The sequence below is a fragment of the Brevibacillus humidisoli genome, assembly GCF_020923435.1.
GTDB classification, from domain to species: Bacteria; Bacillota; Bacilli; order Brevibacillales; family Brevibacillaceae; genus Brevibacillus_E; species Brevibacillus_E humidisoli.
Map to the genome: position 1 here is coordinate 329417 of NZ_CP087263.1, position 20264 is coordinate 349680.

Here is a 20264-nt window from a genome sequence, read left to right on the forward strand (position 1 = left end):
AAAACCCAAGCAAAGCGAAGGCTGTTGAACCCGCGTCAACAGCCTTCGCTTCGTTCTGTGTGTTCCTTCTGTGACGTTGATCCATCATGAAACGGAGATACAAAAAGAACCATCCGCAGATGGTCTTTCTGTCATGATGTTTCGTTTGTTTGGTCCTCGTCCAACTCGTCCCACGCCTCTTCGTCATCGACCGGATTTGGTGGTGAGAGGGGAAACAAGATGTCGAGGTGTTTGTACTTGCGTCGTCCTTCTGCCGCTTTCAGGTCTTTGTATTTGCGGAAGATGGCGTTCAATTCGTCGATCAGCTGATTGCGTTCTTCCTTGGACATGTACAATTCTCCAACGTTAAAGGCAAACGTGTCGGAGTATTCCTTGCGCATATCGACGTCACTTTCCACAAAGCGGTTGATCGTTCTCAGCAGATCACGCTCCGTTGTGCGAATCGGAGAGAACATGATCTCACCAAGCTGCTGGGCATTTTCTTCAATCATGACCCGCAGGTTTACCTGGATTACTTTGGCCACCAGCTGGTAGTACTTCTCCACAATTGAGCCTTTCACCCGTGTATCTACCTGTTCCAGCAAACCGACACGCACCAGCTCTTTGACATGGTAGTGCAGCCGCGCCGCGTTTTCACCCAGTTCGGTCGCAATCTGCTTGGCTGTCCGTGGTTCCAGGTCTTCAAATAATTCTAAAATTTTTACCCGCTCGGGTATCGATAACGATTTGAGCGCCTCAGGGTCGTTCACATCGTAAAATTCCCTCATCTTTTTCACCGTCCAACTATCTCTCAAAATGTCAGTAAATAAAAAATTGTAAACACCATTTTATCATTTTACTTTGTCCTAGAGTAAACTGCAATGTGTTCAACCGACAAATATATGGCCAAGTCGTTGTACCCTTTGGAGTTGCTTCTGCTTTTTGCTAAAATAAGACAGAAGACCAATCAAAGAAGGAAGGGATCAAAACATGATCGAAGTGGGACAACCTGCTCCTGATTTTACGCTATCCGCGAGTAACGGTCAAACGATATCCTTAAACCAATACCGCGGTAAAAACGTCGTACTCTATTTTTATCCGAAAGACATGACGCCAGGCTGCACGACGGAAGCATGTGACTTTCGCGACTACCACCCCAAGTTTTCCGAATTGGGTACAGTCGTGCTTGGAATTAGTCCGGACGATGTCGCTTCCCATGACAAGTTTGCTGCCAAGTACGAACTGCCGTTTCCGCTGTTGGCTGATCCGGATCACCAGACTGCTGAAGCGTATGGGGTATGGGTGCTGAAAAAGATGTACGGAAAAGAGTATATGGGAATTCAGCGGAGCACTTTTATAATCGATAAAGACGGCCGGATTGCGTATGTATGGCCGAAAGTTAAAGTGGCTGGCCATGTACAGGAAGTGCTGCAGTATATCGAAGAACACCTGACGTAGCAGACAGGTGATCACTTGAAGGAGAAGGAGAACGCATGAAGATTCCGTTGCAGTATATGATTGAGACGTTTTTCACACTCGCCTCCATCCCCAGCCCTTCGGGTAATACCGATCATGCGATTGCTTGGGTGGAGGCGGAATTGCGGCAGTTGGGTGTCTCCTCTGTTCGCACCAATAAAGGAGCACTGCTGGCCACGATACCTGGTGCTGTCGATCAGCAGCGTCGCCTGCTTACGGCCCATGTGGATACACTAGGTGCGATGGTTAGAGAGATAAAGAAAAACGGTCGACTCAAACTATCGATGATCGGCGGGTTTCCCTGGAATGCAGTAGAGGGGGAGCACTGTCAGATCGAAACAGCGGATGGCCGTATCTACACGGGGACCATCCTCACAACCAAAGCGTCTGTCCATGTGTACAGCCGTGAAACACAAAAGATGGAGCGGACTGACGAGGTGATGGAAGTCCGCATCGACGAGAAGGTAACAAGTAAAGAAGATGTCCTTGCCTTGGGAATCAACGTAGGCGATTTCGTGTCCTTTGATCCGCGGGTCACGGTGACCGATAGTGGGTTTATCAAATCACGCCATCTGGATGATAAAGCAAGTGTAGCCATTTTGTTAGGCGTACTGAAGCAAATAAAGGAATCGGGACTGCAACTGCCGTATACCACCCATGTTTTGGTCAGCAATAATGAAGAGATTGGTTATGGCGGCAATGCCAGCATTCCGGAAAACACGGTAGAGTACGTGGCGGTTGACATGGGAGCGATAGGCGAAGGACAGACGACAGACGAACACTGTGTCTCCATCTGTGCCAAGGACTCAACCGGCCCCTATCATTATGGACTGCGGAAACATTTTGTCCAGCTTGCAGAGGAACTCGGCTTGCAGTATCGTGTCGATCTGTATCCGTTTTACGGTTCTGACGCCAGTGCGGCGCTGCGTGCCGGATATGACGTGGTGCACGGACTGATCGGGCCGGGAATCGACGCGTCGCATTCACATGAGCGGACACATCAAGAATCGTTCGAAAACACGGCCAAGCTGATCCTCGCTTACCTGCAGTCCCCCATCACGACTGTACAGGGAGGAACCTCGTGAGTACTAACAATCTATATGCCTGGACAGAGTATTACGATTTGACACAGCGTGGTATAAGCGGCGACCTGCCGTTTTATATGGAGTATGCCAGGAAGGCGGACGGGGAAGTGCTCGACCTGGCCTGCGGCACTGGACGGATCAGTATTCCACTGGCTGAAGCCGGCATTCCGGTCACAGGAATCGATCTGTCTGAGGAGATGCTGACCAGCGCCAGAGAAAAGGCGGAGCAAGCGGGTGTAGCGGGACGCATCCAGTTTTTGCAGGGAGACATGCGGGGCTTCGAGTTGAAGCGGACGTTTCCGCTGATTATGATCCCGTTCCGGTCGTTTCTGCATTTGCTGCACCTCAGGGAACAGATGAAGGCGCTATCCTGTATCCGCAAGCATCTGGCTCCCGGAGGGAAGCTGGTGCTGAACGTGTTTGTTCCCAAGATCAGTCACCTCTACGAGGAAGATGAAAAAATGTCACTCCGCGGTATGTATCCACTGGACAACGGAGAGCAAGTGGCCATGTGGGATTACACACGCTACGATCACTTTCAGCAGTTGGCTGAGGTGACCCGCACGTATGAGCGGATCGCTTCCGACGGCCGCCTGCTGGAAAAAGTGGTTGGCAGATTTACGCTTCGTTATATATTCCCGACAGAACTGCACCATCTGCTCCGTTTACACGGTCTAAAAGTGGTCGAACGGTTTGGATCATTTGACAAAACACCCTTTGATCAACATAGTTCCGAACTGATCATTGTGGCGCAGGCAGCATAGCGCATGTCGATTTCCGAGGAAATAACGGAAGGGAGCTGGAAGTGTGAAAATTTACACGAAATCTGGCGATAAAGGGGAAACGTCGCTGGTCTACGGCACGCGGGTGCCGAAGCACTCTCCTCGTGTGGAGGCTTATGGCACATGTGATGAAGCCAATTCGGCGATCGGATTCGCCCTCTCCTTTTTGCCTGATGATGAAAGCTGGCGGGACCTGCAGAACGTATTCCACATCATCCAGACAAAGCTGTTTCACATTGGAGCAGAGCTAGCCACACCAGACGGCAAAAAAGTAGGCTGGCCGATACAAGCCGACGATGTTACTTTTCTGGAGGAGCAGATCGACAAGATGGACAGTGCGCTGCCACAGTTGACCAATTTTGTGCTGCCGGGCGGGCATCCGACTGCAGCGGGGCTTCATCTGGCGCGGACCGTAGCCAGGCGGGCGGAACGGCGTTCGGTCGAAGTGGACCGACAGGAGGCGGTGAATCCGGTCGTCATCCAGTATCTGAACCGCCTATCCGACTTCTTGTTTGTCGCTGCCCGCTACGTCAACCACAAGCTGGGAAAAGCGGAAGCGCAGCTTCATGGCGAGGAGAAATCTCCTGACGCCTAATCGCTGAATGGAACGATCGGAGCCACCGATGGGAGAGTCAACTTCCCTGAGTTTAGGAAAACGCTGACGGCTTGGCATATCAACGCAGATAGGTTGCAATCCCCGACTCGAAGCGGATGGGCGAGGCAGAAAAGGCTTTGTACAGACGGTCGCCATCCTGGCAGATGTTCTCTTCCAGCAGCATGGTGAGTTGTGTATTAGTTATCGGAAAAAACGAGAATCCTTCCATGACGTTGATGACCGGCTTCATCAAAGGGAGCGGTACTTTAACTTTCCGCACCTTGGATTTTCCGAGCACACGCCCGATCGTGTCCAGAATCTGCAGATAGGTAAGCTGTTCCGGCCCTCCCACCTCAAAAGTCTGGTTAACAGCAGCTTCTCGCGTGAGCGCCTGGGTAAAGACCTCGGCAACGGTTTGTCGGGCGACCGGCTGCAGTCGGTACGTGCCGCTGCCAATCACCGGTGTCAGCGGCAGACGGACGAGGTCAGCCAGCATGTTGGCAAATTCGTCATCAGGGCCGAAGATCACGGAGGGACGGAAGATGGTATAGGGGATGCCGCTTTCGATCACGATCTGCTCGGCTGCGAACTTGGTTTGATGGTAGGAACTGACGGCATTGGCCCTGGCGCCAAGCGCACTCATTTGGATGAATCGGCTGATGCCTGCTTTCTTCGCTGCTTCCACCAGATGACGAGTTCCAGTCACGTGGACCTGATCAAAGGTAATCCCTTTTTTCGGTTTTTCACGGATGATTCCGACCAGATGAATGATGGCATCACAGCCTGCCACGGCTGCCTCTAGCGACTCCTGATCAAACAGATCTCCGGTCTGCACGGAGACCGCCCCCATATGTTCAACGGCAGCTGTTAGCTTTCGTTCCGAACCCGGGCGGATCAGACAGACGACGTCGTGACCATCTGCGGTGAGCTGGGGTAATATTCCTTTCCCTACATAACCTGTTGCTCCAGTTAGCAGCACTTTCATTTTTTATACCCCCTGGCATTGACATATCATCCTGAAGGATTTGGATCTTTCCATATATTGTACAGTATTTTCGCTCCACTGCGCCACTTCTGCTGCTATACCCAAAACGTTATAATGATAGAGAACTGAAGGGGGGAAGAGAGATGAACAAAAGCACGACACCACAGAAGAAAACCGTAAAAAAACGATCTGGACACAGACGAGTGCCGGTCGACGAGATATTGGATACCCTGCAGCAAACTTACCCTGATGCACATTGTGAGCTGAATTATCGAACGCCTTTTGAACTGCTGATCGCGACCATTCTTTCCGCCCAGTGCACCGATAAGCGAGTAAATGAAATTACCGCACCACTATTTGAAAAGTACAACAAACCAGAGGATTTTCTGCACCTGACCCAGGAAGAAATGGAAGAACAGATAAAAGGACTTGGTTTGTACAAAAATAAGAGTAAAAACATCTTGGAGACCTGTCGAATTCTATATGAAAAGTACAACGGGGAAGTGCCGCAGACACATGCGGAATTGGAGGCCCTTCCTGGAGTTGGCCGAAAAACGGCCAATGTGGTGTTGTCCAATGCCTTTGGCATCCCGGCCATCGCTGTCGATACACATGTTTTCCGTGTCGCCAATCGCTTGGGGCTAGCCAACAGTGAACAGGTGGACGAAACGGAACACCAGTTGATGAAGCGAATCCCCAAAGAAAAGTGGTCCGATGCCCACCACTGGTTGATTTGGCACGGGCGCCGGATCTGCTCAGCCCGTAACCCGAAATGCGGCGACTGTCCGCTGCAAGAAAACTGCCGCTATGCCAAACAGGCATCCAAGAAAAAGAAGCGCTGATTTTGTCTAAAAATCCACCAGTACCATATTGACACAATGCGTACAATAGGCGTACACTTATTTGTAACAATTCTAATCAAATGTTTGTTACAAAGAAAATCCTGGTGAACGCCCAACTGTTGATACGGGTGAGAGCCATGGTTGCAGAACTTTCCTTTGAGATTGCGAGGTGCATGACGACATGTCACAGCGTGTGGAAAAAGCGGTCGAGATATTAAAGAACACAGGTGTCCGCATGACCCCACAACGTCATGCCATATTAGCGTATTTGCTTGAAACTATGTCTCATCCGACAGCAGATGAGATCTACAAGGCGTTAGAGGGTAAATTTCCTAATATGAGCGTGGCTACTGTTTACAACAATCTGCGCGTTTTTAAAGAAGCTGGGCTGGTCCGGGAACTTACCTATGGCGATGCTTCCAGCCGATTTGATGCTAACACGATGGAAGAACACTACCACATCATCTGTTCGAAGTGTGGTGATATCAGGGATTTTCACTACCCGTACCTGCATCAGATCGAAGAGGATGCCGGGAAATCGGCAGGTTTCAAAGTGACAGGCCATCGCATGGAAGTGTACGGGATTTGCCCCGATTGCCAAAACCAGCAGTCACATTAACGCATCGGATTGCGATATTTCCCCTGACATAGGGGAGATGCCGGGTCATCTGGAGAAAAGCGCACTTTTCCAACTGTGGAGTGGAAAGTGGCTTTTTTTATACACTCAGAGGGAAGTGGCGCCGCAAACCCAACAATTCGAATTAGGCTCGGCGGCATTGACGGTACTTACCTCCAGGAATGTTTGGAGTTGGTAACATTAACAAGCGGTTGTGAAAACTGTATCTTCTGATTTATGATCAGATTGGGAGAAGAAAGCTGGTAATGGGAGATAGGAGGTAACGCTGTGTCTGTACCATTGGGTACCCCTCCGCGCAGAAGGCGGAAGCGAGTCCCGTTTGCTGCTATGTTCGCAACATTCGTATTCTTGGTAATGGTCGCTTCAATGGTTTGGTATTTCTTGCAGTTACCTTCAACAGAGCGGGTTGCTCCTTATGATGGACAATCCAACGTGGTTCTTTATCAAGGTGAGGTATATCCGCGATCGTTCCAGATGGAGCAGAATCAACTACTGCTCCCGTTTGCTTTTGTGAAGGAGCAGTTGGACCCGCATCTCTACTGGGACGAACCAAGTCAGTCGGTTGTGGTTACCACCCGTGACAAAGTGCTGCGCATGGAAAGCGAGAAACTAGTCGCTTTTTTAAACAAGACACCAGTAGAACTAAGGGTACCGGTGAAGGATGTGGAAGGTAAACGATACATTCCGTACGCCCCATTGGAGAAGCTGTACGATTATCAGGTAAGGTACATCCCGGAGACTAATGTTGTCGTGGTGGAGCGAGCAGGGGAGACGATTCAACAGGGGTTGGTCACTGCCGGGTCGTCAGAGCAGACAGAACCGCTGCCGCTGCGAACCGGTGCCACTGAGAAGGCGCCGATCGTGGCAGAGCTGAAGCCAAAGGCCGCTGTGGACATCCTTGAGGAAGAGACGGGATGGTACCGCGTACAAACCGCTGATGGACTGATCGGATATCTCCCTGAGGAGAACGTGACATTGACAGATATCCGCAATGTCGCAGCCCCGGATGGTACCGACACGCAGAAAGCACAGAAGACGGCCTGGAAGCCGCTAGGTCGGAAGATTACGCTGGTGTGGGAGCATGTTGTGAGCCGAACGCCTGACACATCAAAGATACCGCCAATGACAGGAGTCAATGTGGTTTCTCCTACCTGGTTTGAATTGTCGGACGATCAAGCCAATCTGGCCAACAAAGCCGATCCGGCTTATGTCCAATGGGCGCACAAACAAGGGTACCAAGTATGGGGACTCGTCTCCAACGGCTTTAATCCTGACTGGACGCAGGCGATGTTGTCTGATTTTCATCAGCGGGAGAAAATGATTGCCCAGATTCTCCATTATGCAAACCTCTACGATCTGGACGGCATTAATCTCGACTTTGAGAATGTGTATCTAGCGGATAAAGAGCGGCTGGTTCAGTTTGTTCGTGAACTGACACCGTATTTGCATGAACAGGGTTTAACCGTCTCGATGGACGTAACGATTAAATCGACAAGCGAACGTTGGTCGATGTTTTACGATCGGGCCGCTTTGGCTGAAGTTGTCGATTATATAGCAGTGATGACCTACGACGAACACTGGGCCAGCAGTCCAACTGCAGGTTCAGTTGCTTCTCTGCCGTGGGTGGAGAAAGGGCTGCAGGGAGTTTTGGAAGAAGTGCCAAACGAGAAGCTGCTCTTGGGTGTTCCTTTTTATACGCGTCTGTGGAAAGAGGAGAAGCAGCCGGATGGAACACTCAAAGTGACTTCAAAGGCTCTCTCTATGGCCAAGGCTGAAAGTTGGCTGGCAGAGCGCAAGCTGACTCCGCAGCCGGATGCCGAATCGGGTCAACTATATGCTAGTTATGTAGATCCCGCAGACGGAGCTACCTATAAGATCTGGTTGGAAGACAGCAGTTCCATGGCCAAGCGGGCAGCGTTGGTGCGCAAGTACGACCTGGCTGGCATTGCTGCCTGGCGGCGGGGCTTTGAGCAGCCGCCCATCTGGGAAACGATTGAGGAAGGGCTTCACAAACGATGAAGCAGAAAACAACAACCACCTGTCCTGGAAAGGAACGAGGTGGTTGTTAGCTTTTTTGATATGTGTGCTGGTATGCGGAATCATCCCCGCTGATGGGGTCGTTCTTCGTCACTTAAGAAAAGCGGCTGTCCGCAAAACATGCAGGCATCTTCCTTGCCCAGCATTTTTGTTACTTTTCCGCAGCTGGGACATTTTACTTGTGGTGAAGTAGTGGAAACCATCCCGGAAATCATGAACAGCACCGTGCTGATCATCATCATGACAAAACCCAGGACGAGCATAAGTGTCATAAAAAGATAGGAACGTTCCAGGAACGAACCAAGATATCCCGCAAAGAAAGCGTACCCGAGGTACATGACGACGATACCAATACCCATATTCCAGTTTGCCCAGGTGCGCATGCGCTTGATTTTGCTTATGTGATCCGTCTGTTTCATGCTATCTCCTCCTACTAACGACCAGTATACCACAAGCAGAAAGGGAAAGCTGTGAGCAGGTTGTCAAACGATTTTCTTTACAGGTGGCAGGAAACGTATCAAGTGTGTAGAATCCATAAGCGTAATCGGAACAAAGGAGGGGCTTCATGTGGAAACAACTCTGCAGAATCACGTGTCGAGGATCGTGCAGCGTGGACCAGTGCAGTCTGTACTGCTGCTTCAGAGTATCGACAAGTACAGTGCGTTTCTGGATGGTGCCAACTTTTTGTTCCTGGTAGTAGTTAACCGGCCGACTCCGGCTTGGGAGAGTAAGTCCTACATGTTTAAAGGGAGTCGGCTTGTGGAGCACTACGTAAGCCAATGGGTGGTGGAACGGTGGACCGTGCAAGGAACGCCGGAAAAAATCATTCACTGGCTGTCGCAGGCAGAAATCATGTTTGACAAGGAGGATTACATCAAGAGAATGCTCGATTTGTTGATTCCACTGCCAAAGCAGGTGCAGAAGAAGAAAGTCTGCGAGGAGTATGCTCGCTTTCTCCGGCGTTATCTGGAGGCAAAAGAACTGCTCCGTCTGGATCAGGTATTGGATGCCTACCAATCCGTTTCAAACGCTTTGTATCACTGGGCCCGACTCGTTATTTACGAGGCGGGAGAACAACCGGGGGAACTGCTGTGGCAGCAAGTTCGGGCGATTGAACCCTCCGTATGCAAACTGTACGAAGAACTGATCTGTGGCCAGGAACCTCTCGCCAAGCGAATTGAATTGCAACTGCTGCCAATCGAGTTTAGCGTGATGTCTAAGATGAAGGCATGCACCGCTTTTGTAACAGAGATTTTACAGTCGCGCGCCCGTCCATGGTCACTTGAAGAATTACAGCAGCATCCGCGGTTGACCAATACGGCTATCGATTTGCCGCTATTGTTGGAAAAGATGGCGGCAAGGTCGATTATCCAAGAGGTTGTCCTGCACAATCATGACGCCAATGTGATGACACGGGGGTACATCCTGGCAGGGTAAGGTTAAAAAATCCCATTTTAAAAAAGCTGTTGACTTAAAGGGGGCAGTCATGCTATATTTACAAGCGTCTCTTCTTTAGGTTGCTGTCCTGACCATGAGATAGAGCAGGCCAAAAACAGCTCCGTCACTTTACAATTTGTGATCGTGACAGAAAGTTTGAAATCATTACCACTTGAAATTATGAGCTGAGTATGGTACATTTAAAAATGTCGCTGTTCTGAGTTAGACACTCGTCAGTGACGACAATGCTCTTTGAAAACTGAACAGCGAAGCGTTTATATGAAGCCTAAGCAAATGCTTTTGAACCGAGATCAATTTCTTTCTTATCTTTAATGGAGAGTTTGATCCTGGCTCAGGACGAACGCTGGCGGCGTGCCTAATACATGCAAGTCGAGCGGGGCGATCGGGAGCTTGCTCCTGAGAGCCTAGCGGCGGACGGGTGAGTAACACGTAGGCAACCTGCCCGTAAGATCGGGATAACATAGGGAAACTTATGCTAATACCGGATAGAGTTGTCTCCCGCATGGGAGAGAACGGAAAGGTGGCGCAAGCTACCCCTTACGGATGGGCCTGCGGCGCATTAGCTAGTTGGTGGGGTAACGGCCTACCAAGGCGACGATGCGTAGCCGACCTGAGAGGGTGACCGGCCACACTGGGACTGAGACACGGCCCAGACTCCTACGGGAGGCAGCAGTAGGGAATTTTCCACAATGGGCGAAAGCCTGATGGAGCAACGCCGCGTGAACGAAGAAGGCCTTCGGGTTGTAAAGTTCTGTTGTCAGAGACGAAACCGTACCGTTTGAACAAGGCGGTACCTTGACGGTACCTGACGAGGAAGCCACGGCTAACTACGTGCCAGCAGCCGCGGTAATACGTAGGTGGCAAGCGTTGTCCGGAATTATTGGGCGTAAAGCGCGCGCAGGCGGCCAGGTAAGTCTGGTGTGAAAGGCCGGGGCTCAACCCCGGTGTGCATTGGAAACTGTCTGGCTTGAGTGCAGGAGAGGAAAGCGGTATTCCACGTGTAGCGGTGAAATGCGTAGAGATGTGGAGGAACACCAGTGGCGAAGGCGGCTTTCTGGCCTGTAACTGACGCTGAGGCGCGAAAGCGTGGGGAGCAAACAGGATTAGATACCCTGGTAGTCCACGCCGTAAACGATGAGTGCTAGGTGTTGGGGGTTTCGATACCCTCAGTGCCGCAGCTAACGCAATAAGCACTCCGCCTGGGGAGTACGGTCGCAAGACTGAAACTCAAAGGAATTGACGGGGGCCCGCACAAGCGGTGGAGCATGTGGTTTAATTCGAAGCAACGCGAAGAACCTTACCAGGTCTTGACATCCCGCTGATCCCTCCAGAGATGGAGGTTCCCTTCGGGGCAGCGGTGACAGGTGGTGCATGGTTGTCGTCAGCTCGTGTCGTGAGATGTTGGGTTAAGTCCCGCAACGAGCGCAACCCTTATCTTTAGTTGCCAGCATTCAGTTGGGCACTCTAGAGAGACTGCCGTCGACAAGACGGAGGAAGGCGGGGATGACGTCAAATCATCATGCCCCTTATGACCTGGGCCACACACGTGCTACAATGGCTGGTACAACGGGACGCGAACCCGCGAGGGCAAGCCAATCTCTGAAAACCAGTCTCAGTTCGGATTGCAGGCTGCAACTCGCCTGCATGAAGTCGGAATCGCTAGTAATCGCGGATCAGCATGCCGCGGTGAATACGTTCCCGGGCCTTGTACACACCGCCCGTCACACCACGAGAGTTTGCAACACCCGAAGTCGGTGAGGTAACCGCAAGGGGCCAGCCGCCGAAGGTGGGGCAGATGATTGGGGTGAAGTCGTAACAAGGTATCCGTACCGGAAGGTGCGGATGGATCACCTCCTTTCTATGGAGCTTTCGGCTACAAACGTTTTCGCTGTTCAGTTTTGAGGGAGCATTTCCTTCAACTTCCACTTGCCTCTCTGAGGCAGACGTGGTAAAGTAAATATCCTGTCTCGAAAGACACAGGAAGGCCTGCTAAAGGCGCCACATCCTGTGGCAATGCAGGCACTAGCACATCCTGTGCGTCGTCTGGTGGCGATGGCGGAGGGGACACACCCGTTCCCATGCCGAACACGGCCGTTAAGCCCTCCAGCGCCGATGGTACTTGCCCCGAAGGGGGCCGGGAGAGTAGGACGCTGCCAGGCGGTTTGACCTCTTGCGAGGTTGGACTCTTAGATATTGTCGTACCTTGAAAACTGGATAACGAGTATAGACAAGGCAAATGCAAGACGTGGCATGTCCCACGACATGACACGAAAAACGTGTGGTTAAGTTACTAAGGGCACACGGTGGATGCCTTGGCGCTAGGAGCCGAAGAAGGACGCAGCGAACTGCGATAAGCCTCGGGGAGCGGTAAGCACGCTTTGATCCGGGGATCTCCGAATGGGGCAACCCACCATCCGTAATGGGATGGTATCCGTCACTGAATCCATAGGTGGCGAGAAGGCAGACCCGGTGAACTGAAACATCTAAGTAGCCGGAGGAGAAGAAAACAAAAGTGATTCCCCTAGTAGTGGCGAGCGAACGGGGAAGAGCCTAAACCGCAAGGTTATCCTTGCGGGGTTGTGGGGCGTCTCACGTGGAGTTACAAAAGACGCGCGTAGGTGAACCATCTGGAAAGGTGGACCAGAGAGCGTGACAGTCGCGTAACCCAAACGCGCGTCTCTCCGAGACGGACCCCGAGTAGCGCGGGACACGGGAAATCCCGCGTGAATCTGGCAGGACCATCTGCTAAGGCTAAATACTCCCTAGCGACCGATAGTGAACCAGTACCGTGAGGGAAAGGTGAAAAGCACCCCGGGAGGGGAGTGAAACAGAACCTGAAACCGTGTGCTTACAAATAGTCGGAGCACGATCAATGTGTGACGGCGTGCCTTTTGTAGAATGAACCGGCGAGTTACGGTAGCGTGCAAGGTTAAGTCGAAGAGACGGAGCCGCAGCGAAAGCGAGTCTGAACAGGGCGCAAGTACGTTGCCGTAGACCCGAAACCGTGTGATCTAGCCATGTCCAGGGTGAAGGTAGGGTAACACCTACTGGAGGCCCGAACCCACGCACGTTGAAAAGTGCGGGGATGAGGTGTGGCTAGCGGTGAAATTCCAATCGAACTCGGAGATAGCTGGTTCTCCCCGAAATAGCTTTAGGGCTAGCCTCGGATGGGACCCCGCCGAACACGAGCGTAAGCTTGGGTTCGGTGGGTCCAGTGAGAGTCTTGGAGGTAGAGCACTGATTGGGCTAGGGGCCCTCATCGGGTTACCGAACTCAGTCAAACTCCGAATGCCAATGACTTATGTCCGGGAGTCAGACGATGAGTGCTAAGATCCATCGTCAAGAGGGAAACAGCCCAGACCATCAGCTAAGGTCCCCAAGTGTACGTTAAGTGGGAAACGATGTGGAGTTGCCCAGACAACCAGGATGTTGGCTTAGAAGCAGCCACCATTTAAAGAGTGCGTAATAGCTCACTGGTCGAGTGACTCTGCGCGGAAAATGTAACGGGGCTAAACGTACCACCGAAGCTATGGCAGTCCGTACGGACTGGGTAGGGGAGCGTTCCAAGCAGCGGTGAAGCCGTACCGGAAGGAGCGGTGGAGCGCTTGGAAGTGAGAATGCCGGTGTAAGTAGCGAAAAGACAAGTGAGAATCTTGTCCACCGAAAGCCTAAGGGTTCCTGGGGAAGGCTCGTCCTCCCAGGGTTAGTCGGGACCTAAGCTGAGGCCGAAAGGCGTAGGCGATGGACAACAGGTTGATATTCCTGTACCACCTTTGTTCCGTTTGAGCGAGGGCGTGACGCAGGAGGATAGGGTGAGCGGCCTACTGGATGGCCGTCCAAGCAGCAAGTGTGGTATGCAGGCAAATCCGCATACCATCCAGCACAAGCTGTGATGGCGAGGGAAATACAAGTACCGAAGTCCCTGATTTCACACTGCCAAGAAAAGCGTCTAGTGAGGAACAAGGTGCCCGTACCGCAAACCGACACAGGTAGGCGAGGAGAGAATCCTAAGGTGCGCGGGATAACTCTTGCTAAGGAACTCGGCAAAATGGCCCCGTAACTTCGGGAGAAGGGGCGCCCCGGTAGGGTGAGGGTCCCCGCCTGACACGAGCGTAAGCTTGTGTCAGGTGGGCTGAGCCCGAGGGGGCCGCAGTGAAAAGGCCCAAGCGACTGTTTAGCAAAAACACAGGTCTCTGCGAAGCCGCAAGGCGAAGTATAGGGGCTGACGCCTGCCCGGTGCTGGAAGGTTAAGGGGATGAGTTAGCTTCTGGGCCCCGCCGAACGCGAGCGTAAGCTTGTGTTCGGTGGGTAGAAGCGAAGCTTTGAACCGAAGCCCCAGTAAACGGCGGCCGTAACTATAACGGTCCTAAGGTAGCGAAATTCCTTGTCGGGTAAGTTCCGACCCGCACGAAAGGCGTAACGACTTGGGCGCTGTCTCGGCAAGAGACCCGGTGAAATCATAATACCTGTGAAGATGCAGGTTACCCGCGACAAGACGGAAAGACCCCATGGAGCTTTACTGTAGCCTGGTATTGGAACTTTGTGCATCATGTACAGCATAGGTGGGAGCCTGAGAATCCGGTGCGCCAGCATCGGGGGAGGCGCCGTTGGGATACCACCCTTGATGTACGGAGTTTCTAACTCGGCACCCTGATCGGGTGCGAGGACCATGCCAGGTGGGCAGTTTGACTGGGGCGGTCGCCTCCCAAAAGGTAACGGAGGCGCCCAAAGGTTCCCTCAGAATGGTTGGAAATCATTCGTAGAGTGTAAAGGCACAAGGGAGCTTGACTGCGAGACCTACAAGTCGAGCAGGGACGAAAGTCGGGCTTAGTGATCCGGTGGTTCCGCATGGAAGGGCCATCGCTCAACGGATAAAAGCTACCCTGGGGATAACAGGCTTATCTCCCCCAAGAGTCCACATCGACGGGGAGGTTTGGCACCTCGATGTCGGCTCATCGCATCCTGGGGCTGTAGTAGGTCCCAAGGGTTGGGCTGTTCGCCCATTAAAGCGGTACGCGAGCTGGGTTCAGAACGTCGTGAGACAGTTCGGTCCCTATCTGTCGCGGGCGCAGGAAGTTTGAGGAGAGCTGTCCTTAGTACGAGAGGACCGGGATGGACGCACCGCTGGTGCACCAGTTGTCACGCCAGTGGCACAGCTGGGTAGCTATGTGCGGACGGGATAAGCGCTGAAAGCATCTAAGCGTGAAGCCCCCTCCAAGATGAGACTTCCCACAGCGCAAGCTGGTAAGACCCCTCAGAGACGATGAGGTTGATAGGTTCGATGTGGAAGCGCGGCAACGCGTGGAGCTGACGAATACTAATCGGTCGAGGACTTATCCACACTTTCTTTTCCTTGTTCTATACATTCCGTTATCCGGTTTTGAAGGTGTGACTGGCACAGGCATCATCGCCTGCTCGTGGCACCTCATACTGTTCCTCAGTAGCTCAATGGTGGAGCAACCGGCTGTTAACCGGTAGGTTGGCGGTTCGAGTCCGTCCTGAGGAGCCACTCTATGCGGATGGATGTCCGAGAGGCCGAAGGAGCACGATTGGAAATCGTGTAGACGGGGATAACTCGTCTCGTGGGTTCAAATCCCACTCCATCCGCCATTTTGATGGCCCGTTGGTGAAGCGGTTTAACACAGCAGCCTTTCACGCTGTCATGCAGGGGTTCGAATCCCCTACGGGTCACCATATTTGATTTGTCTCCCCACAAAGGAATCGGAGCTTATTTTGAAGCATAATGTCTTTGTGGGGTCTTATATGGAGGCTTAGCTCAGCTGGGAGAGCATCTGCCTTACAAGCAGAGGGTCGGCGGTTCGATCCCGTCAGCCTCCACCATTCGTTCGAAACGAATACTCATACCGTCGCGGGGTGGAGCAGTTCGGTAGCTCGTCGGGCTCATAACCCGAAGGTCGCAGGTTCAAATCCTGCCCCCGCAACCAAAATATCACCTTTACTACGTCGAATATACTTCAATGTTAAGGTGAGATAGTGGTACCCTCTGGGTGCACCTAAAATATAATCATATTCATGGAGCTGTGGTGAAGTTGGAGTTCACGCCGGTCTGTCACACCGGAGGTCGCGGGTTCGAGTCCCGTCAGCTCCGCCATTTTCATTCGCGTTTGGTTCGGTAGCTCAGTCGGTAGAGCAGAGGACTGAAAATCCTCGTGTCGGCGGTTCGATTCCGTCCCGAACCACCATTTTCTTCTGTAGGGGCATAGTTTAACGGTAGAACAAAGGTCTCCAAAACCTTCGGTGTGGGTTCGATTCCTACTGCCCCTGCCAACTATGCACAACACATGGAGACAAATATGGCGGTCGTGGCGAAGGGGTTAACGCACCGGATTGTGGCTCCGGCACTCGTGGGTTCGAATCCCATCGATCGCCCCATTTTTCACAATTAAATTCGCGTTGGGGCGTAGCCAAGCGGTAAGGCAACGGACTTTGACTCCGTCATGCCCTGGTTCGAATCCAGGCGCCCCAGCCATGTGCTGCGGACATAGCTCAGCTGGTAGAGCGTCGCCTTGCCAAGGCGAAGGCCGCGGGTTCGAGCCCCGTTGTCCGCTCCATTTGCATTTCTGGAGGTATAGCCAAGTGGTAAGGCACGGGTCTGCAAAACCCTTATCCCCCGGTTCGAATCCGGGTACCTCCTCCATACGATAGATATCTTTCTTTACTATGCCGGTGTGGCGGAACTGGCAGACGCGCTTGACTCAAAATCAAGTTCTCGCAAGGGAGTGGGGGTTCGAGTCCCTTCACCGGCACCACACTACATACAAAAAAGCCCCATAGATGGACTTACCCCTGTCAAGTAGACAGCTCTAAAAAAGCCTAGGCAACCAGTGTGTTACGGTACTCAACCGGAGCACACTGGTTCAATTTTTTTTTTGGAAACGCTCATGGTTATAAAACCAAATGTATTTTTTAATCGCTTGTAAGAGCTCTTCTTCTGTTTTACACTCAGAAAAGTACAATGTTTCTGTTTTGAGATGCGAAAAAAAGGACTCAATGGGGGCATTATCAAGGCAGTTTCCTTTGCGAGAGTGGCTGCCTTTCATGCCTAGATCCTTTATTCGTGCATTGTACTGCTTAGACGTGTACTGGAAGCCCTGATCAGAATGCAGGACTGCTTCCTGCACGTCTCTTTTTTTGCTTAGTTCCTCGACCGTATCTATAACAAGTCTTAAATCATTCCGTTGAGAGAGCTGCCAGGCAACAACTTCGTTGTTATAGAGGTCTTGAATTACCGAAAGGTAATAAAAGCGACTTTGCAAGGCAATGAACGTAATATCTGTCACATACAATTGATTTGGCTTTTCTGCTTTAAACTCTCGGTTAAGCCTGTTCGGGTTAACAACTGATGCTGTTCGACCAAAGAAGCGGCGTTTCTTACGAATAACCGACTGAAGATTCATTTCCTTCATCAGACGATACTCTCGTTTGTGATTTACATGAAACCCTTTCTTTTTTAATGCAATCTGCATTCTTGGATAGCCGAAATAAGCATGTATTTTATGTATCGCCAGCAGATGTTCCTTAATGAGTTGATTATGTTGTTGCCTTGCAGCCCGTGCTTCTTGTCTATTTTTCCACTTGTAGTAACCAGCGCGAGAAACTTTGGCGATATCGACTAACCAAGTAACAGGATACTTCGTTGTCAACTGATCAATAACCCCATAGCGTGCTACTTTTGAAACCCACCCTCCCCGTGTAGATTTGGATAGCGCTTTTTTAAGTATTCAACCTGCGCTTTCAAATAGTCCCTTTCTTCCTCCACAGTAGCGAATCTAGTGCGCGGACGCCCTATAAATTGATGATTACTTTTAGATGCTGTACCTCTTCTATCCTTCAATCCTTCTCCGTTACGGTGTTTCCTAACCCAATTCTTGATCTGGGTACAACTAGGCACTCCTAATTCTTTGGCAACCGCTTCGAAGCTCATTCCTGTTTGTTCATACAGAGTAATAGCTTTCTGTTTAAATTCCTCCGTGTACCGTTGGAATATTTGTCCTTTTTTAGCCATACGAAAATCCCCTCCGAGGATAGTGTAACACCCACCGCCAGGTGGGGGGCTTTTTTACACTGTCTACTCAAAGGGGATAATATCAAATATCACACTATGGGGCTTTTTTTTGTTTTTGTCAGCGCACTACTCTTCAAGGGCCACCAGATGACGGGTGGCCCTTCACATACCTTGAACGCATAACTTCGCTAACGCCGTTTGATCCTAACTGCACAGTATGTACGCCTTTTAATCTGGAATCAGGTAAAAAATTGGCCTGATATATTCTAGCTGATTGGATGTTTATACCTGTGTGAACTCGCAATACAATATCAAGTAAGCTTGACGGATTCGTATAAGGATAGGAAGAGTATTGATCTAGAGAGGAGAGAACGGAATCTGTCAGCAAACGCGTTGATGAACAGAGGGAGAGGAGACTGTACTGGATGCCCAGACTTGCTGCACGAATGGCACAGATGAAAGCTTCGGAAATACGAAATTTGTTAAAAGTGACAGAGCAGCCGGGAACGATCTCATTTGGAGGGGGATTGCCTGCTCCGGAGCTATTTCCACTTGCCCAGTTAGCTGAAGTACGCCGCTTGATCCTAGAAGAGCAAGGACAGGAGGCGCTGCAATACTCTACTACAGAAGGATATCGACCCCTACGTGATCAAATTGCTGCCCGTCATAATCGTCACGGGGCAAGAAAGATAACAGCTGACGAGATTATCATTACGAGCGGCTCGCAACAGGGGTTAGACATGATTGGGAAAGTGTTCTTGGATGAGGGAGATGTGATTCTGTGTGAAAGCCCGACCTACCTAGGTGCGCTAAATGCCTTTCGTGGTTACTGCCCCCGTTTTGTACAGGTTGAGACAGATGAGGACGGTATGGATCTGGACGAGCTTCGCCACACCTTGGATCACACGGATGAGGTCAAGTTGATTTACGTCAATCCTGATTTCCAGAATCCTACCGGCAGGTGTTGGTCGGAGGAGCGGCGCCGTCAGTTCATGTGGTTGGTACAGCAGTACGATGTAGTCGTTGTGGAAGATCGCGCTTATGCTGAACTACGCTACGAGGGAGAGCCACGCACTTCGTTGCAAGCATTAGATGATACAGGATGCGTCGTCCAGTTGGGGACGTTTTCCAAAATATTGTGTCCGGGTTTTCGGATCGGCTGGATGATTGCAGAGCAACCGTATATGGAGAAGTTTCAACTGGTCAAGCAATCGATCGACCTGCACTCTTCATCTATTACGCAGTGGGAGATTGCACGCTATCTGGAGTTGTATGATCTGGATGCCCACATTGAACTACTGCGCAGCACGTACAGACGGCGAAGAGATGCGATGCTGCATGCGATCAGTAGAGTGATGCCCGACCTCGTCAACGTCAACAAACCCCATGGTGGCTTGTTCGTATGGGCAGAGCTGCCGGAGAGGATCGTTGCGAAAGAGTTGCTGCTTCGTTGTCTGCAAAAGCAAGTCGTTTTCGTGCCGGGAGACGCATTTTACCCTCAAGGAGGGCGTCAGAACATGATTCGACTCAACTTTTCCAATCCAACAGAAGAGCAAATCATCGAGGGGATCGTCCGGCTGGCGGCAGTGATCCGAACTGACCAATGATCATTCTCGATGGATCATCATGTTCTCAAAACCCTGAAGTATCAAGATTATTCTTGAACTTCAGGGTTTTTCTATGCACGTTTAGCTGACAGTTGTTTATTTTGTACTTGACGTTAGGGCATCGATAAAGGATAATATCATTATCGTTAACAATATAATTAACAACAAGAACGAAAAACAACTCGGTCGGTCTCGTTACCTATTTCATGATCCCAGGAGGTGAGCGAATATTAGGCAGGCGGACCACATCGACACGTTTGACAAGCAAGCGCAGAAGTACGGGAAGCGGCGAAAACGGCAAGATTTGTGGTTTTGGAGGAAGACGTTACTGCGCTCCGCTGCACGGGGAGATGATCAGGGAAGCTCGGCAAGCTGCTGATGATTACGGGCGAAAAGTGGAGTTTATACAAGCTGACGCAGCGGATCTTTCTTTCCCTGATGATTCGTTTGATACGGTGGTTTCCACGTTATCACTATGCAGTTACCGGAATCCTGAACAGATACTGACGCTGTTTCATCGTTGGTGCAGGAAAGGCGGCCGGATCCTGCTGCTTGAACATGGACGAGTACAAACCCGATGCTTGCAGCCGCACAGAGAGCAGTAGACCCTTTTGTTTACCGGATGATTGGGTGCCATCAAAACCGCAATATAGTGGAATTGCTGCGTTCATCTGAGATTTTGATTGAAAGAGCGGAACAGTATTGGGCGGGCATGGTTCATCTGATTTGGGCAAAACCTGACAAATCGTAAGTTC

General features: G+C 51.2%; 13 protein-coding genes, 13 tRNA genes, 3 rRNA genes and 1 pseudogene. 26 read left to right on the forward strand and 4 right to left on the reverse strand.

Annotation, left to right across the window (positions count from 1 at the left end; translation table 11 throughout):
* Positions 1–131 precede the first annotated feature (131 nt).
* Entirely contained in the window at positions 132–767 is a 636-nt protein-coding gene (locus LOK74_RS01695; protein WP_230046883.1) for a winged helix-turn-helix domain-containing protein, read from the reverse strand.
* Positions 768–969: 202 nt separating this feature from the next.
* Between LOK74_RS01695 and bcp the strand changes: the two genes are divergently transcribed.
* The 4 genes from bcp to LOK74_RS01715 are packed head-to-tail and all read left to right on the forward strand — an operon-like array spanning position 970 to position 3917.
* Positions 970–1437, forward strand: coding sequence for a thioredoxin-dependent thiol peroxidase (gene bcp, locus LOK74_RS01700; RefSeq protein WP_230044922.1), 468 nt, complete (start codon positions 970–972; stop codon positions 1435–1437).
* Positions 1438–1472: 35 nt separating this feature from the next.
* Positions 1473–2540, forward strand: a complete 1068-nt coding sequence (locus LOK74_RS01705) for a M42 family metallopeptidase (RefSeq protein ID WP_230044923.1) — start codon at positions 1473–1475, stop codon at positions 2538–2540.
* Complete coding sequence (locus LOK74_RS01710; RefSeq protein WP_230044924.1) at positions 2537–3304, forward strand: class I SAM-dependent methyltransferase; 768 nt, start codon at positions 2537–2539, stop codon at positions 3302–3304. The genes LOK74_RS01705 and LOK74_RS01710 overlap by 4 nt, the downstream gene beginning before the upstream one ends.
* 43 nt (positions 3305–3347) lie before the next feature.
* Complete coding sequence (locus LOK74_RS01715; RefSeq protein WP_230044925.1) at positions 3348–3917, forward strand: cob(I)yrinic acid a,c-diamide adenosyltransferase; 570 nt, start codon at positions 3348–3350, stop codon at positions 3915–3917.
* A 79-nt stretch (positions 3918–3996) separates the two neighbouring features.
* On the opposite strand, the gene LOK74_RS01720 is transcribed toward LOK74_RS01715, so the two are convergent.
* A complete protein-coding gene (locus tag LOK74_RS01720; protein WP_230044926.1) occupies positions 3997–4902 on the reverse strand; it encodes a complex I NDUFA9 subunit family protein in 906 nt (301 codons plus the stop codon).
* A 143-nt stretch (positions 4903–5045) separates the two neighbouring features.
* Between LOK74_RS01720 and nth the strand changes: the two genes are divergently transcribed.
* The 3 genes from nth to LOK74_RS01735 all read left to right on the forward strand — a co-directional run bounded on the left by nth (position 5046) and on the right by LOK74_RS01735 (position 8400).
* Complete coding sequence (nth, locus tag LOK74_RS01725; protein ID WP_230044927.1) at positions 5046–5744, forward strand: endonuclease III; 699 nt, start codon at positions 5046–5048, stop codon at positions 5742–5744.
* A gap of 181 nt (positions 5745–5925) precedes the next feature.
* Positions 5926–6363, forward strand: coding sequence for a Fur family transcriptional regulator (locus LOK74_RS01730; RefSeq protein ID WP_230044928.1), 438 nt, complete (start codon positions 5926–5928; stop codon positions 6361–6363).
* 345 nt (positions 6364–6708) lie between these two features.
* Positions 6709–8400, forward strand: coding sequence for a glycosyl hydrolase family 18 protein (locus tag LOK74_RS01735; protein WP_230046884.1), 1692 nt, complete (start codon positions 6709–6711; stop codon positions 8398–8400).
* 80 nt (positions 8401–8480) lie between these two features.
* On the opposite strand, the gene LOK74_RS01740 is transcribed toward LOK74_RS01735, so the two are convergent.
* Positions 8481–8837, reverse strand: coding sequence for a DUF2614 family zinc ribbon-containing protein (locus LOK74_RS01740; RefSeq protein ID WP_230044929.1), 357 nt, complete (start codon positions 8835–8837; stop codon positions 8481–8483).
* Between the two features lie 148 nt (positions 8838–8985).
* On the opposite strand from LOK74_RS01740, the gene LOK74_RS01745 reads away from it, so the two are divergent.
* From LOK74_RS01745 to LOK74_RS01825, 17 genes are all read left to right on the forward strand, one after another.
* Positions 8986–9855, forward strand: a complete 870-nt coding sequence (locus LOK74_RS01745) for a nucleotidyltransferase-like protein (RefSeq protein WP_230044930.1) — start codon at positions 8986–8988, stop codon at positions 9853–9855.
* A gap of 329 nt (positions 9856–10184) precedes the next feature.
* Positions 10185–11734 (forward strand): 16S ribosomal RNA (locus LOK74_RS01750).
* Between the two features lie 184 nt (positions 11735–11918).
* Positions 11919–12035 (forward strand): 5S ribosomal RNA (gene rrf, locus LOK74_RS01755).
* A gap of 121 nt (positions 12036–12156) precedes the next feature.
* Positions 12157–15217: ribosomal RNA gene (locus LOK74_RS01760) — 23S ribosomal RNA — on the forward strand.
* The 16S, 23S and 5S rRNA genes sit together here with 13 tRNA genes alongside, the layout of an rRNA operon.
* Before the next feature lie 93 nt (positions 15218–15310).
* Positions 15311–15385 (forward strand) — tRNA-Asn (locus LOK74_RS01765).
* Positions 15386–15393: 8 nt separating this feature from the next.
* Positions 15394–15486, forward strand: a tRNA-Ser gene (locus tag LOK74_RS01770).
* A gap of 7 nt (positions 15487–15493) precedes the next feature.
* Positions 15494–15570: transfer RNA gene (locus LOK74_RS01775), tRNA-Glu, on the forward strand.
* A gap of 71 nt (positions 15571–15641) precedes the next feature.
* Positions 15642–15717, forward strand: a tRNA-Val gene (locus LOK74_RS01780).
* 27 nt (positions 15718–15744) lie between these two features.
* Positions 15745–15821 (forward strand) — tRNA-Met (locus LOK74_RS01785).
* A 90-nt stretch (positions 15822–15911) separates the two neighbouring features.
* Positions 15912–15988: transfer RNA gene (locus LOK74_RS01790), tRNA-Asp, on the forward strand.
* 15 nt (positions 15989–16003) lie between these two features.
* A tRNA-Phe gene (locus LOK74_RS01795) sits at positions 16004–16079 on the forward strand.
* An 11-nt stretch (positions 16080–16090) separates the two neighbouring features.
* Positions 16091–16164 (forward strand) — tRNA-Trp (locus tag LOK74_RS01800).
* A 29-nt stretch (positions 16165–16193) separates the two neighbouring features.
* Positions 16194–16269, forward strand: a tRNA-His gene (locus tag LOK74_RS01805).
* Between the two features lie 22 nt (positions 16270–16291).
* A tRNA-Gln gene (locus tag LOK74_RS01810) sits at positions 16292–16366 on the forward strand.
* Positions 16367–16372: 6 nt separating this feature from the next.
* A tRNA-Gly gene (locus LOK74_RS01815) sits at positions 16373–16448 on the forward strand.
* Between the two features lie 11 nt (positions 16449–16459).
* Positions 16460–16534 (forward strand) — tRNA-Cys (locus LOK74_RS01820).
* 25 nt (positions 16535–16559) lie between these two features.
* Positions 16560–16646, forward strand: a tRNA-Leu gene (locus LOK74_RS01825).
* 64 nt (positions 16647–16710) lie between these two features.
* Here LOK74_RS01825 and LOK74_RS01830 read toward each other — a convergent pair.
* A pseudogene (locus LOK74_RS01830) lies at positions 16711–17902 on the reverse strand (IS3 family transposase).
* A 425-nt stretch (positions 17903–18327) separates the two neighbouring features.
* Here LOK74_RS01830 and LOK74_RS01835 point away from each other — a divergent pair.
* Together LOK74_RS01835 and LOK74_RS24325 are read left to right on the forward strand one after the other, a co-directional pair.
* Positions 18328–19509 carry an aminotransferase-like domain-containing protein gene (locus tag LOK74_RS01835; RefSeq protein WP_230044931.1) on the forward strand — a complete coding sequence of 394 codons (1182 nt, stop codon included), beginning with the start codon at positions 18328–18330 and terminating at the stop codon, positions 19507–19509.
* Between the two features lie 350 nt (positions 19510–19859).
* The gene (locus LOK74_RS24325) at positions 19860–20114 is read left to right on the forward strand and encodes a class I SAM-dependent methyltransferase (protein WP_420908713.1); all 255 of its coding nucleotides are present in this window, start codon (positions 19860–19862) and stop codon (positions 20112–20114) included.
* The last annotated feature ends 150 nt before the right edge of the window (positions 20115–20264 follow it).

Bases quoted from the DNA above. Each gene is read 5' to 3' on its own strand.
- LOK74_RS24325 (WP_420908713.1), top strand. From the start codon at position 19,860: ATGATCAGGGAAGCTCGGCAAGCTGCTGATGATTACGGGCGAAAAGTG.
- LOK74_RS01730 (WP_230044928.1), top strand. From the start codon at position 5,926: ATGTCACAGCGTGTGGAAAAAGCGGTCGAGATATTAAAGAACACAGGT.
- LOK74_RS01705 (WP_230044923.1), top strand. From the start codon at position 1,473: ATGAAGATTCCGTTGCAGTATATGATTGAGACGTTTTTCACACTCGCC.
- LOK74_RS01835 (WP_230044931.1), top strand. From the start codon at position 18,328: ATGCCCAGACTTGCTGCACGAATGGCACAGATGAAAGCTTCGGAAATA.
- LOK74_RS01735 (WP_230046884.1), top strand. From the start codon at position 6,709: ATGTTCGCAACATTCGTATTCTTGGTAATGGTCGCTTCAATGGTTTGG.
- LOK74_RS01740 (WP_230044929.1), bottom strand. From the start codon at position 8,837: ATGAAACAGACGGATCACATAAGCAAAATCAAGCGCATGCGCACCTGG.
- LOK74_RS01695 (WP_230046883.1), bottom strand. From the start codon at position 767: ATGAGGGAATTTTACGATGTGAACGACCCTGAGGCGCTCAAATCGTTA.
- bcp (WP_230044922.1), top strand. From the start codon at position 970: ATGATCGAAGTGGGACAACCTGCTCCTGATTTTACGCTATCCGCGAGT.
- nth (WP_230044927.1), top strand. From the start codon at position 5,046: ATGAACAAAAGCACGACACCACAGAAGAAAACCGTAAAAAAACGATCT.
- LOK74_RS01720 (WP_230044926.1), bottom strand. From the start codon at position 4,902: ATGAAAGTGCTGCTAACTGGAGCAACAGGTTATGTAGGGAAAGGAATA.